The sequence below is a fragment of the Rhizobium sp. O111 genome (assembly GCF_055616315.1).
On record NZ_JBSHXL010000001.1, the window covers coordinates 325,934 to 339,058 of the forward strand.

The 13,125-nt window shown below is 61.8% G+C and carries 9 protein-coding genes and 1 tRNA gene; 7 read left to right on the forward strand and 3 right to left on the reverse strand.

The window, feature by feature from the left end:
* Positions 1 to 4 precede the first annotated feature (4 nt).
* Together ACVTFQ_RS01635 and ACVTFQ_RS01640 are read left to right on the forward strand one after the other, a co-directional pair.
* Positions 5 to 916 carry an ABC transporter permease subunit gene (locus tag ACVTFQ_RS01635; protein WP_018898484.1) on the forward strand — a complete coding sequence of 304 codons (912 nt, stop codon included), beginning with the start codon at positions 5 to 7 and terminating at the stop codon, positions 914 to 916.
* 3 nt (positions 917 to 919) lie between these two features.
* Complete coding sequence (locus ACVTFQ_RS01640) at positions 920 to 1,738, forward strand: ABC transporter permease (protein ID WP_111561732.1); 819 nt, start codon at positions 920 to 922, stop codon at positions 1,736 to 1,738.
* Here the strand turns inward: ACVTFQ_RS01640 and ACVTFQ_RS01645 are convergent, their stop codons facing one another.
* The gene (locus tag ACVTFQ_RS01645; RefSeq protein ID WP_111561733.1) at positions 1,739 to 3,661 is read right to left on the reverse strand and encodes an AsmA family protein; all 1,923 of its coding nucleotides are present in this window, start codon (positions 3,659 to 3,661) and stop codon (positions 1,739 to 1,741) included. It abuts the gene before it with no gap.
* A 161-nt stretch (positions 3,662 to 3,822) separates the two neighbouring features.
* Between ACVTFQ_RS01645 and ACVTFQ_RS01650 the strand changes: the two genes are divergently transcribed.
* Complete coding sequence (locus ACVTFQ_RS01650) at positions 3,823 to 5,775, forward strand: acetoacetate--CoA ligase (RefSeq protein WP_111561734.1); 1,953 nt, start codon at positions 3,823 to 3,825, stop codon at positions 5,773 to 5,775.
* A 218-nt stretch (positions 5,776 to 5,993) separates the two neighbouring features.
* Here ACVTFQ_RS01650 and ACVTFQ_RS01655 read toward each other — a convergent pair whose 3' ends face one another.
* Complete coding sequence (locus tag ACVTFQ_RS01655) at positions 5,994 to 10,010, reverse strand: sensor histidine kinase (RefSeq protein WP_111561735.1); 4,017 nt, start codon at positions 10,008 to 10,010, stop codon at positions 5,994 to 5,996.
* Between the two features lie 213 nt (positions 10,011 to 10,223).
* Between ACVTFQ_RS01655 and ACVTFQ_RS01660 the strand changes: the two genes are divergently transcribed.
* Positions 10,224 to 10,667: a phasin gene (locus tag ACVTFQ_RS01660; RefSeq protein WP_018898489.1), complete on the forward strand. Its 444-nt coding sequence runs from the start codon at positions 10,224 to 10,226 to the stop codon at positions 10,665 to 10,667.
* A 127-nt stretch (positions 10,668 to 10,794) separates the two neighbouring features.
* A tRNA-His gene (locus ACVTFQ_RS01665) sits at positions 10,795 to 10,871 on the forward strand.
* 56 nt (positions 10,872 to 10,927) lie between these two features.
* On the opposite strand, the gene ACVTFQ_RS01670 is transcribed toward ACVTFQ_RS01665, so the two are convergent.
* Positions 10,928 to 11,809 (reverse strand): universal stress protein, encoded by an 882-nt coding sequence (locus ACVTFQ_RS01670; protein WP_470423661.1) that lies wholly within the window; start codon positions 11,807 to 11,809, stop codon positions 10,928 to 10,930.
* A 369-nt stretch (positions 11,810 to 12,178) separates the two neighbouring features.
* Between ACVTFQ_RS01670 and ACVTFQ_RS01675 the strand changes: the two genes are divergently transcribed.
* Both ACVTFQ_RS01675 and ACVTFQ_RS01680 read left to right on the forward strand, forming a co-directional pair.
* Positions 12,179 to 12,424: a helix-turn-helix domain-containing protein gene (locus ACVTFQ_RS01675; RefSeq protein ID WP_047508304.1), complete on the forward strand. Its 246-nt coding sequence runs from the start codon at positions 12,179 to 12,181 to the stop codon at positions 12,422 to 12,424.
* Positions 12,425 to 12,647: 223 nt separating this feature from the next.
* Positions 12,648 to 13,109 (forward strand): hypothetical protein, encoded by a 462-nt coding sequence (locus ACVTFQ_RS01680; RefSeq protein ID WP_111561737.1) that lies wholly within the window; start codon positions 12,648 to 12,650, stop codon positions 13,107 to 13,109.
* Positions 13,110 to 13,125 lie beyond the last annotated feature (16 nt).

A 13,125-nucleotide genomic window follows, 5' to 3' on the forward strand; every position in this document is an offset into this window, starting at 1 on the left:
TGCCATGGGCAAGCTCGGATCATCCGTCTACAACCGCCTCGTCATCATCGTACCCTACGTCTGGCTGCTGCTCTTCTTCCTGGCGCCGTTCTTCATCGTCTTCCGCATCTCGCTGTCGACGACGGCGATCGCCATGCCGCCCTATGATCCGGCCTTCTCCTTCTCCGACAGCTGGGCCGATGTCTGGGACAAGATCGCAAGCTTCTCTTTCGACAACTACCACTACCTGATCGACGATCCGCTCTATTTCAACGCCTATCTGTCGAGCGTCATCATCGCCGGCATCTCCACGCTGCTGACGCTGCTGATCGCCTATCCGATCGCCTATGGCATGGCCAACGCCCCGCGCAGCATCCGCCCGACGCTCTTGATGCTGGTCATCCTGCCGTTCTGGACGAGCTTCCTGATCCGCGTTTACGCCTGGATCGCCATCCTGAAGCCTGAGGGGCTGCTGAACCAGCTGCTGCAGTCGTTGCATGTCATCGACAGCCCGCTGATCATCCTCAACACCAACATCGCCGTCTATATCGGCATCGTCTACTCGTATCTGCCGTTCATGGTGCTGCCGCTATACTCGTCACTTGAGAAGATGGACGGCACACTGATCGAGGCGGCGCAGGATCTCGGCTGCCCGCCGATAACGGCCTTCTGGCGCGTGACCTTCCCGCTGTCGCTTCCTGGCGTCGTCGCCGGCTGCATGCTGGTCTTCATCCCCGCCGTCGGCGAGTTCGTCATCCCCGATCTGCTCGGCGGATCGCAGACGCTGATGATCGGCAAGACGCTGTGGAACGAGTTCAATTCCAACCGCGACTGGCCGGTCTCCTCGGCCGTGGCCACCATCTTGCTTCTCATCCTGGTGATACCGATCGTGTTCTTCCAGAATGTACAGGCCAAGGCCGATGAGCAGGGGAGATAGACCATGATGAAATGGACCCGCTTCAACGTCGCCTCCGTGACGCTCGGCTTCGCCTTCCTCTATCTGCCGATCGTGCTGCTCGTCATCTTTTCGTTCAACGAATCGAAACTCGTCACCGTCTGGGGCGGCTTCTCGACCAAGTGGTACGTGTCGCTCTTCCAGAACCAGGCGCTGCTGGACGCCGCCTGGGTGACGCTGCGCGTGGGCGTGCTCTCGGCCACCGCCGCGACCGTCCTCGGCACGCTCGCCGCCATCACGCTGGTGCGCTACACGCGCTTCCGCGGCCGAATGCTCTTCTCCGGCATGGTCTATGCGCCGCTGGTCATGCCCGAGGTCATCACCGGCCTGTCGCTGCTGCTGCTCTTCGTGGCAATCGGCCTCGACCGCGGCTTCTGGACCATCACGCTGGCCCATACGACGCTCACCATGTGCTTCGTCGCCGTCGTCGTGCAGTCGCGCTTGCTCACCTTCGATCGCTCGATCGAGGAAGCGGCGCTCGATCTTGGCTCGCCGCCGGTGCGCACCTTCTTCGAGATTACGCTGCCGATCATCGCGCCAGCCGTGGCGTCTGGCTGGATCCTCGCCTTCACCCTGTCGCTGGATGATCTCGTCATCGCCAGCTTCACCTCAGGGCCTGGCGCCACCACGCTGCCGATGAAGATCTACAGCCAGGTGCGCCTCGGCGTCACGCCCGAGATCAACGCGGTCTGCACCATCCTGATCGGCATCGTCGCGGTCGGCGTCATCTGCACATCCGTCATCACCAAGCGACGCGAGCTGCAGCGTGAGAGGGATGAGCGGGCGGCGGCCAACGCACCGTGATTATTTCGTAGCGCCTTCCTGCGGCTGCTGCTGGTTGTCCGGTTGCTGGTTGCCCGGCTGCTGGTTGCTTGGCAGCGCCGAAAGGACCGGATCCGGCCAAGAGCCGCCGACGAAGAACGGCAGTACCGGAAAGGCCGCGTCACTGGCGGGATCGGTGGCAATGATCTTGCCGGAGAGGGCAAGCCCGCTCGATTTGTAGGGAATGACACCCGACAGCGTGATGGTTTCCTGCGGCCCCTCGATCCGGCCGCGCTTGATCTGCGCAGCCCCGTCATCGAGATCGGCCGCGATATCAAGGCGATCGAACGCGAAGGAGCGATGCGAGACGGCGCTCAGCGCAAAGAATTCCGCCTTCGCCGCTTCGCTGCGCACCGCCTCGGAATCAAAGCCGGGCAGCGAGCCCGATTGCGCTCGAAAATGAATGTTGCCTGTTACATCCGCCGGTCCGGCCTTCCAGATCGGCAGCGCGGTGCTGACGGAGAGGTCGAGCGAGCCGGTTGCGAGCGGCAGCGGACCCTTGAGGTTCAGGCGCTCGATCAGGCTGGCGAAATCCGCGCCGCGGATCGACATCTGCAGCTTCCCGCCACCATCGAAGTCGCCGCGCTTGGTCTCGATGTGAGCGGTCAGCGCGCCACCCTCGAACTGGCTGTCGCCGATATCGAAGCGCGCCTCGTTGCTGGAAACGATAATGCTGGCGCCAACATTGGCGAGCTTGAAGGGCGCAAGGTCGGCCTGTTTGGCTGATAGCCTAAGGTCGAGATCGAGTTGCTGCAAGGCCCCACCATCGGGCGGCCCATGGTCTTCGCCGGCCACCAGCCGCACCACGAAGGCATCGAACAGGGATTTGAAATTGATCTGGTCGAAGGCCAGCGTACCGCCGAGCTTCGCGCGCTTCCCAGGCACGAAGCTCACATCCATGGCGCCGCTGGCGCTCGAGCCGTTCATGCCGAGGCTCACATTGTCGAAACGGAAGCCGTTTGCCGCTGAAACCACGTCGCTGTCGATGGAAAACGCCTTCAGCGTCGCGGCATCCGGCAGCGCCCGCCCGGCCCAAGTCAGCAGCGCGGGAAGATCCGGAATGCCGAGAGACATGCTGCCCTGCAGGCTGAAAAGGTGCGCGATGTTGGCGACGCCATCGAACTTTGCGTTCACCAGTTTGGAGGCAAGCGCCGCCCTCAGCGGTGCGTTCTTGCCGCCGAACGTCAGCAGCGGGCTGCGCGAGGAGAAGTCCAGCTTGATGTCGAGATCGTTCATTCGCGCGATCAGAACCGCGTTGATCGGGCTAGAAAGCCGTGGCCAGCCGATATCGGCGCTCACGCTGTCGAAGCGGTAGGTCTTGCCGCTGGCGACATCGGTCACGTTCAAGGTGCCGTCTTCGACGGTGATGGTGCCGATGTCGGCATCCAGCGTCGTGTCGAGTGTTTCCTCGCCATTCTGTTCCTGCGCGCCGGCGATCGCCTGCGCCAGCTGGCCGTCATTCGTCCAGTCGATGGTGCCATCGCGCTCGCGGGTCAAAAGCAGGTTGGGGCGCAGGATATGGAACTCGTGGAAGCTTGCCTTGCCTCTGAAGGCATCGATCAGGCTGAACTCGGCCGAGATGCTCTCGATGGTTCCAAGCAGCTTGTTGTTGACGTCCTTCTGGCGCACCGCAATCTTGTTGATGGTGATGCGCGGGGTTGGCCAGAACTCGATCACAGGCCGCCCGGAAATCTCGGCATTATAGCCCGTCCAACGCGAGAGCCTGTCCTCGATGCCGGAGCGCACGAGCCCGGTCGAGATCACATAGGGTCCAGCCACCCGAAGCGAAACGAAGACGGCAAGAAAGACCAGCAGCGAGATCGTCGCGACGCGGGCGACACCCGGCAGCCAGCGAGAGACGGGCCTGATTTTTATCCGCCGCGGCGGTGGTCGGGACGTACCCATGCGTTTCGCCAGTCTTTCGACATCTGCCCGTTAATGTACTGAAATTCCGGATATATCAAATGCCGGGCGGTTGCAAATATATAGCCTGGCGACCCGGTCGATCGCCATCTTTATCCGTCTTCATGACGTGTTATATAGGTTGCCAACAAGAGGAGTTCTGCATGCGTGACGATAAGCCACTCTGGATCCCTTCGCGAGCTTCGGTCGAAGCGAGCCCCATCTTCGCATTCATGCAGACGTGCAACCAGAACCTCGGTCTTTCCCTGTCCACTTACGGCGAGTTGCATGCCTGGTCCGTCGCCGACCGCGCCAAATTCTGGACGGCAGTCTGGGAGTTCTGCGCGGTCAAGGGCGAGCGCGGCGAGCGCGTTCTTGTCGACGACGAAGTGATGCTCGACGCCCGCTTCTTTCCGGACGCGACGCTGAACTTCGCCGAAAACCTGCTCTCGGGCGAAGGGGGCAGCGACGCGATCATCTTTCGCGGAGAAGACAAGGTAGAGGATCGCTGGAGCTGGGACCGGCTGCGCGAGCAGGTCTCGAGGTTGCAGCAAGCTATGCGCGCAGAGGGCATCGTATCAGGAGATCGCGTGGCGGCAATGATGCCGAACGTGCCCGAAACGGTCGCCTTCATGCTCGCGGCCGCTTCGATCGGCGCGATCTGGTCGTCCTGTTCTCCCGATTTCGGCGAACAGGGCGTGCTCGATCGCTTCGGCCAGATCGAGCCGAAGCTCTTCGTCACCTGCGATGCCTATTGGTATGGCGGCAAGCTGCAGGCGATCAAGGAGAAGGTGGCAGCGGTCGCAGCGAAGCTCGGCGTTCCCACGATCGTCGTGCACTATGCCGGCGATGCCGACGATGTCGCGCGGGCCGTATCCGGCGCCCGAACGCTTGATACCTTCATTGCCGCCCATCCCGCCCGCCCGGTGGAATTCCTGCGCCTGCCGTTCTCGCACCCTCTTTATATCCTGTTCTCCTCGGGCACGACGGGTGTGCCCAAGTGCATCGTGCATTCGGCCGGCGGCACGCTGTTGCAGCATCTCAAGGAACATCGCCTGCATTGCGGCCTGGAAAGAGGCGAAAAGCTCTTCTATTTCACCACCTGCGGCTGGATGATGTGGAACTGGCTGGTATCCGGGCTTGCCGTCGGCGCCACGCTCTGCCTCTTCGATGGCTCGCCCTTCGCGCCCGATGGCAATGTGCTCTTCGACTACGCGCAAGCCGAACAGTTCGCGGTCTTCGGCACCTCGGCGAAATATATCGATGCTGTCCGCAAGAGCGGCCTGATGCCGCGCAGCTCGCACGACCTGAGCAGCCTGCGCCTGATGACCTCGACCGGATCGCCGCTATCGCCCGAAGGCTTCACCTTCGTCTATGAGGGCATCAAGGAGGACATTCAGCTCGCCTCCATCTCCGGCGGTACCGACATCGTCTCCTGCTTCGTGCTCGGAAATCCTCTGCAGCCGGTCTGGCGCGGCGAAATCCAGGGCCCGGGGCTCGGCCTTGCCATGGATGTCTGGGACGATAACGGCCATCCCGTGCGCGGCGAAAAGGGCGAGCTGGTCTGCACCAAGGCCTTCCCGTCCATGCCGGTCATGTTCTGGAACGACAGCGACGGCGCCAAATACCGCGCCGCCTATTTCGAGCGCTTCGACAACATCTGGTGCCACGGCGATTTCGCCGAATGGACGGAGCATGACGGCATCATCATTCACGGCCGCTCGGACGCGACGCTCAATCCGGGTGGGGTGCGCATAGGCACGGCGGAGATCTACAATCAGGTCGAACAGATGCCCGAGGTCGCCGAGGCGCTCTGCATCGGTCAGGATTGGGATGACGATGTCAGGGTCGTTCTCTTCGTTCGCTTGGTGCCAGGCGTTGCGTTGACCGATGAGCTGGTCAAGTCAATCAAAACGCGAGTCCGCAGCGGCGCCTCGCCGCGTCACGTCCCCGCCAAGGTCATCGCGGTCGCCGATATTCCACGTACCAAGTCGGGCAAGATCGTCGAACTCGCCGTTCGCGAGATCGTGCATGGCCGGCCGGTGAAGAACAAGGAAGCGCTCGCCAATCCGGAAGCCCTTGATTTGTTTTCTAGAATCGAAGAGCTGCGCGTCTGAATAGTTAAAATGATAGCGAAACTACAATATATGACCGGGCAGAGCTTCGTGGCCTCGGCAACCTTTCGTTAAGAAAGCCTTGTCAAAGGTAAATGTAACTTGGGGCTGCATATGAACGAGGCAGCTTGGAGCCTTTGCTCCCGCAACATGATGTTAATCGCCTAGTCCTTGTTGAACAGCACCCAAACTCTCAGGCAGCCTCTTGGCTGCCTTTTTTCTTAGCTGGCCAGAACCCGTTGCGACGGAAACGCGATCTCGACGAGCGTCCCTTCGTTGGGCGTCGAGCTGATCGCGAAGATCGCTCGGTTGGCATCCACCATCGCCTTGGTAAGCGGCAGGCCGAGGCCTGTGCCTTCGCCGCGATGGCGCGATTGTGTCGAGACCTGCCGGAAGGGCTTCATCGCCTGGTCGAGTTCGCTGCGGGTCATGCCCACACCCGTGTCGCGAATGCGAAGCACAACGCTGCCATTCGTCTCGTAAGAAGTCGACACGACGATCTGCCCGCCCGATGGCGTGAAGCGGATGGCATTGGATAAGATGTTGAGCGCGATCTGCTTGATCGAGCGCAGATCGGCGACCACATCGGGAACCGCATGCGAAAGCGCCGTGCGAATGATCACCCGCTGGCTGTTTGCCTGCGGCTGCAGCAGCGCCACGGCTTCCGAGATCGCTTCGTTGAGATTGATCGAGTCGAAATCGAGATCCATCTCGCCGGCTTCGATCTTCGAAATGTCGAGCAGGTCGTTGACGATATCGAGCACATGCCGGCCCGAACGGCCGATGTCGTTGGCATATTCGACGTAGCGCGGATGGCCGATCGGCCCGAAGCGCTCGCCGGCCATCATGTCGGAAAAGCCGATGATGGCATTGAGCGGCGTGCGAATCTCGTGGCTGACGCGGGCGAGGAAATCGGTCTTGTGGGCATTGGCCGTCTCGGCGGCACTCTTGGCACCGCGCAACTCGTCCTCGGTGCGCTTCCACTGGGTAATGTCGCGGATCACGGCGCAGTAGCCGCTGGAGGAGGTCAGCCGCCCGAGCGTCATGAACAACGGCACGAAACCGCCCGATGCCTCGCGGCCGATCACCTCGCGCCCATCATTGAGGACGCTCGCGACACCATGGCTGGAAATGCCGTTAATATAGTCGAGCACGGCCTTCTGGCTCTCATGCGCGAAGAGCATCACGAAAGGTTTGCCGCGCGTGTCGTCCTCGTCGTAGTTGAAGAGCGCGCTGGCGGACCGGTTCATCGAGCGGATGTCGCCATCGGCGCCGATCACCACGACACCATCGGTCGCGGTTTCCAGGATCGAGCGCAGCTCCTCGACTTCCACCTGCAGCTTGGCGACCTTCTCGACCATGCGGTCGGCGGCGCGTCCGTCGATGGCTGGAGCAACCTCCGGGGCAGGCGCCGGCCGCTCGCTGACGACAGGCATCAAGGCCAGCATCAATGCCGTGCTGTCTTCCCAGCGGATCGACTGCAGCCGCGCCGACACCGGCACGAGGTCGTCTTCCATGGTGACGAGCATCATGCCGTCATGGCGCGCGCTGGCGTCGGCAATGTCGTCGCGCTGAAGAAGCGCATCGATGCCGCCGACATCGGCCAGATCCTGCAGCGAGCGGTAACCCGTCAGGCGCATGAATTCGGGGTTGGCATGGATGAGCTGGTCGCCTGCGTGAATGAGCACGGCAACCGGCAGCTGATCGATCATGCCTGCCGAGAACCCGTCGGTCATCTTCACCCGGGGCGGAATGAAGCTCGCCAGAATATCCATCTGGCTGACCGTTTCCTCAAGACCTTCGGTCACGTCGTCGCTGTCGTCATTGGCTGCAACAGGCGTGTCGTCGAGCGACTCGTCCGCCGAGTGCTCGGAAGAGGAGGGGACCTCGGCGTCAATGAGTACAGCGTTGTTGTCTGCGGCGTCGCTGGATACCGGCTGCTCAGCCTCATCCGATCCCGAGACCTCGGCGCTGTCCTTGTCCTGCCCCGTCGTTTCGGCAACGACCTCATCGCCCTGCGATGCGTCGTCATCGATAAGGTCCGCTCGCGGTGCCTCGTCGGTCGCCTTCTGCGCCTCGTCAGCCGCTGGCTTCGCCTCGCCATCCTCATCCGGCGTATTCACGCCAAAAGCCTCGAGATGCTTGGCGATCTCGCGGAAGTTCGCCTGCTCGGCGTTCGTCAGGCCGGGGCCGACGCCATGCAGCTGCACGATCTTGTCGGTCAGTCGGCGGTTCGGCGTTTCGACGATGCGCAGGACAGGCGGTTCTGCGCGCGGTATTTCCACGCTCTGTGTTGGAGCGGGGGCGGGCGTATCATCTTCGACGGAATGCTCTTCCTCAGCCAGGAAATCGTCCGTGGCCGCATCGGCAGCGTCCGGCGTCTCCACGGAAACGGGCGCTTCGTCGATGTTGTCCTCGGCAAGCGTCTCTTCCGCGAGCTCATCCGCCACGGTCTCGTCATCCCGCTGATCCAACGCAGCGGCGTCGTAAGCGATGCCGTCGGGGCCGAATGTCAGGCCCAGCGCCAGCGGATCTTCCGCCGCGTCGGAGAGGCGTACGACGCCGAAGCCACGAAAGCCGTCGAATTCGCGGCTGCGCGTATAGGTCGGCAGCGCCGCCAGGTCGACCGGCACGGCGAGGCTCGTGCCCTCGATCGGCCAGTGAATGGTCTTGCCCGACCATGTGTCGCGGCGCGCCAGCGCCTCGGAAATCTTGCCCTCGGGATCGAGGTTGAACAGCGCCGAGACATCGCTGAAGGCGATGCCGATGATGTTTGCCGCATGCGGACCAACCGCTTCCGCGAATTCGCCGGAAACCTCGCTGAAATGACCTTCGGCGTCGATCTTCCAGACGAAACGCGTCGCCCGGCTGTTCGGCCTGAAGACGAAGCGACCGTCCTCGGCCGCCACCTGCGTAGCCTCGGTCGCAACCTCCGCAGCGGCGGCTGTTACTTCGGCCTCATCATCCAGATCGGCGGCATGGGTCTCGGGCGCCTGTGCCGGCGCCTCATCGGCCACGCCATCGTCGCTCGCAAGCGCGCTATCGGCCAGTTCGGCAGCAACCACCGGCTCAGCAGTCACATCATCCGGCTCGAAGGCCGCGATGTCGTCATCGGCAACCGTCTCGCCCGGATGGAATGCCTCGTCGGCCTCGCCATCGTCGGACGTGACCGTCTCCTCCACAGCTGCAGACGCCTCGCCATCATCGATATCGTCGGCGGCATCATCGGCGGCAAGCAATGCCTCGGGCTCCGGATCGGAATCTGCCAGCGTCTCGACATCGCCGAATCCGTGCGTCTCGTCATCCAAGACGGGCGCCGTATCAGGCTCGATCACGCCTGCCTCGAAGGCTTCGTCGCCGGTGGGCACTGCCTCTGCCTCGAATTCCTGGGCGGCAACTGCCGAAGCCTCCGCGATGTCGCTATCGTCGGCAATGCTCTCGTCCGGCGCGTCCTCGATATCCTCGATCTCGGCGACGGCATCGATCGCGTCGGCGAATGTCGAGGCCGGCGCGACAACGGTATGGTTAACGGGGCTTGTGGATAAGTCCGGCGTATCCGTCGGGTCCAGACGCCCGAGAACGGTCTCGACCGCGAACAGCAGGTAAAGCCCAGGCTCGCTGCTGATTCGCCCGACGGCGGCCGGCAGGTAACCCTTGCCCGTCGCGACTGGTCGCTTGATCAGCCCGTGCGGATGCGCGCCGGCCATGGTCGCCAGCGCCTTGGCCGTCGGCTGCGTTACGCCGAGGGATGAAAAGCCGGGGGAGGCGGCAACGATCTCGCCTTCGCCGCCAATGACGGCCATATGCGTATCCGGATCGTCGAGCCCCTTCAGCATCTGCGCGGCGGACTGCTCAGTCGACAGCGCCCGCGTTGCGACCGGCAATGAGACCAGCACGGCCGCTTCGCCGGAAACGTCAATCAGTTCAACCGAGGCCTGCACGGCCACGCGCTGGAAACCCTGCGCGATGCGGATCATGAAGTTCCGGGTGTCGCCGATCCTTGAGAGCTGCCGGGCGGTCACTTCCAGCTGGCGATAGGTGATATCGCCGCGATTGACACCCTGATCCAGGAGATCATAGACCGCCGCATGCCCGAAAAGCTCCGCGCCCGCGCCGTTCGCCCAGAGCGCACGCGCAAGGTCCGCCGAGAAAAGCACCAGTGCTTCGCCACGGGCAAAGTGCTCCCGCACACGCGGATGCACGGCGATGTCGATGAACGGATATTGGACTGCGGGCATCAGCGGACCTTTAGTCTTCGGGCCTGGCAAATTAACGGTCTATTAATAACGACAGGGCGCAAACCGGTCCAGCACGACCAATGGCTTTCGGCCGAAAAGGTTAACGTCGGTTGCGCCGCACAATCATGTTGCACTGCACAATAAGATGCGCTATATGATGCTTACCTAACAAACGAGGCTTTCACGATGCCGAGACAAAAGGAGCAAACACCAATGGCGAAAATGGAAGACGTATTTTCTATCTCCTCTTTTGACCCCGCGAAGTTCGCTGACTCGTTTCGCGATTTCGCCGAAAAGGGCTCGCAGCAGTCGCGCGACGCCTATGCCAAGATGAAGGCAGCCGGCGAAGAAGCCAGCAAGACGCTCGAATCCACCGTGCAGACGGCCCAGGCCGGCGCTGCCGAAATCGGCCATCAGGCGATTGGCGCCCTGCGCACCAATGCCGAGAACTCGCTGACCCACATGGATGCGCTCCTCTCGGTCAAGTCCGTCGCCGAATTCTTCGAACTGCAGACCTCCTTCCTGCGCAAGCAGGCGGAACTGACGATCGAACAGGCCAAGGCCATGCAGGAAACCTCCAAGCTGGTAGCCGAAAAGGTTGCCAAGCCTTCGAAGGAAGCCGCTGAAAAGGTCATGGCCTCTTTCAAGGCTGCCTGATTTTTATGACAGACTAACGAAAAGGCTGGACCCCTCGTCCAGCCTTTTTGTATATTAAGGACAGATAGGGCTTGAATTAAATTTCAAGTCCCCGTATGTCACCCCCGTCGCGCCAAGCGACGTTTGTGCGGTTGTAGCTCAGTTGGTTAGAGCGCAGGTTTGTGGCACCTGAGGTCGGAGGTTCGAGACCCCCCAACCGTACCATCCCCTCCACTATAATGAGATAACTATCCGGCTTTCGTCTCCCTCGAGACATCGCCTCAATGCTTCATCATCACGGGCATGGTCGCGTGCGAGAGCACATAGCGGGTGATCCGGCCGAAGAGCAGTTCCAGAAGATATCCGTGCTTGAAGGCGCCGATCAGCAGGCAGGTTGCTTTCTCCGTCTTGGCGAATTCCACGATCGCTTCGCCGATCGAACGGCCATTTGACGCTATCGCCACCACCTGGCCTTGAAGCGCGAGGCGGGCAAGCATCGCCTCGGCGCTCCTCTCGGCCTTGCCGTCGGTGTCGTCGATACAGACCAGCGTGATCCGTTTGGCGGCCGCAAGCCAGCGTTTGGCGGCGATCAGCGTTTCTTCGGCGTGTCCCTGTTGTCTCCAGCCGATTACCACATGGCCGAACAGATTGCCCTGGTAGTAGTCGCGGGGGGGCGGCATCAGGACCAGTTTGTGCTGGCTGAACACGACGCTGCGAAAGGCGTCGCGCGCATCGGCGTTGCCGTGCCTCGATGTCACCACGAGTTCGCTCGCCGCGCATTCGGTGGCGACGCAGCGGGCGACGTCGCCGCGGCAATCGTCGAGAAAAACCGTGCGTCGCTGCGAGTGGCGCCGGCGCCAGGTGGCGAATGCACGGCCCACCTGCTCGAAACGCTGCCGCGACGAGCCCTCGGCGTGATCGCGCAACTGTATCAGATCGATCTCCTCAGGCGAGAAGACGAGCGTCATCGGCTCCGATCCGATATGGGCGGCGGCCATGGAGCCATGGATGGCATGCGCCGCATCCTCGGCAAGGTCGAGGCAGAGCCGGGCGGTCACCGGATCGGGCAGAAGCGCCAGAACCTCCGCGCCGCCATGCGATCGGCATAGCGGAGTGTAGCTCTCGATATCCCGGTCAGCGTCTCTGCGGTCCCTCGTGAACATGGCCATACGCGCTCCAAACGGGCGCTTGCCGGGATCAAACAATGGTCGCATTGAGGCGACCTCACCGCAGGCGCCGATAGCGTGATTTTACGCCTGCGAATGACGCTCTGCAACATGCTCCGCGCAGACAAAATCGAGCGTTCTGGCGAGTCGTCCGCCTCTCCAAGCTGTGCCTGATATGGCCTATCAAAGGCCGGTCGGCGCGCCGGACAGGTATTTTTCGTGAGTCACCCTTGTATAAAAGGTGTTGCTAATCAATATCATCGCCATGCCCCGCGCCCCCTGCGTTATATTGCGTTGCAAAATGTGAACGAGAATGCCATTTTCCCGCCGGGGGTTAATTCAGAGTGATTTTAGAAGGAGACTTATATGTCCATTTCGCTCAGCAATCTGGATAAATCCAACGCCCAGCCAATCCCTCCGGTCAACGCAGGCGCTGTTCTGAGAACCGCACGTGAGACCATTGGCTATAGCGTTGACGATCTCGCCGTGACGTGTGGTTTGCTCGTCGCTGAAATCGAGGAAATCGAAAGCGGCGAAGATACGGATTCCGCCAAGATCAAGCGCATCGCCGCTGCACTGCAGCTGCCGCTTGCTTCGCTCGGCCTGGAATAATCCAGTTGTTCTTGCGGGACCGGCGGCTTTTCGCCGGTCCTGCCGCCTCGCATCCTCACTTAGCGGTTCATTAACCGTACCGCCCGAACCTCAGGGACGGGCCGATGCCAGAGGTAGTTTTACCTCCCCCCATATAGGATAGATTAGCAACCTGAGGGCGAATGTTCTTCCGGGCGCTACATCATGTTGAGCAGCGGCCGGACGGTATCGTGGGGATGGCATCATGGAACGACGTGCATTTCGCATCGGCGACCGCTTGGTCGATGGCGGCGAACTCTTGGAACGCGGCATGCTGCTGTTGTCTTCGGCTCTGGCCGTCGTGCTTCCCATTCTGGATACCAATTTCTCGGAGACGACCGACGATATCCTGCTGCATGATGTCAGCCTGCTCGGCGCGGCCACTTATCTGTTGCTTTTGACCTATGCCGTCGGTTTCTTCGGCGTCTTCACGCGCTCCATGCGCGAGCATATGCGCTTCATCGATCTTGCTGGATTGATCATGGTGGCGGTTGCCGTCTCCCGCGCCGTCTACATGATCGGATGGGTTCATCTTCCGGTGACGGCGGGCGAGGGCGGTCTTGCGGTGGTGCCGCTTGCCGGATTTCACCTGTCCTATGGAAGCGTGCCGCTCTTCTTCTTGCTCTTCGGCAGCATATGGCAATTGCGCCGGTCCTGGCGCGGCTGATCACCAAGCTTTCCCG

Coding starts and splice junctions, on each gene's coding strand:
- ACVTFQ_RS01645 (WP_111561733.1), bottom strand. CDS start 3,661: ATGGGTACGTCCCGACCACCGCCGCGGCGGATAAAAATCAGGCCCGTC.
- ACVTFQ_RS01655 (WP_111561735.1), bottom strand. CDS start 10,010: ATGCCCGCAGTCCAATATCCGTTCATCGACATCGCCGTGCATCCGCGT.
- ACVTFQ_RS01670 (WP_470423661.1), bottom strand. CDS start 11,809: ATGTTCACGAGGGACCGCAGAGACGCTGACCGGGATATCGAGAGCTAC.
- ACVTFQ_RS01680 (WP_111561737.1), top strand. CDS start 12,648: ATGGAACGACGTGCATTTCGCATCGGCGACCGCTTGGTCGATGGCGGC.
- ACVTFQ_RS01640 (WP_111561732.1), top strand. CDS start 920: ATGATGAAATGGACCCGCTTCAACGTCGCCTCCGTGACGCTCGGCTTC.
- ACVTFQ_RS01660 (WP_018898489.1), top strand. CDS start 10,224: ATGGCGAAAATGGAAGACGTATTTTCTATCTCCTCTTTTGACCCCGCG.
- ACVTFQ_RS01635 (WP_018898484.1), top strand. CDS start 5: ATGGGCAAGCTCGGATCATCCGTCTACAACCGCCTCGTCATCATCGTA.
- ACVTFQ_RS01650 (WP_111561734.1), top strand. CDS start 3,823: ATGCGTGACGATAAGCCACTCTGGATCCCTTCGCGAGCTTCGGTCGAA.
- ACVTFQ_RS01675 (WP_047508304.1), top strand. CDS start 12,179: ATGTCCATTTCGCTCAGCAATCTGGATAAATCCAACGCCCAGCCAATC.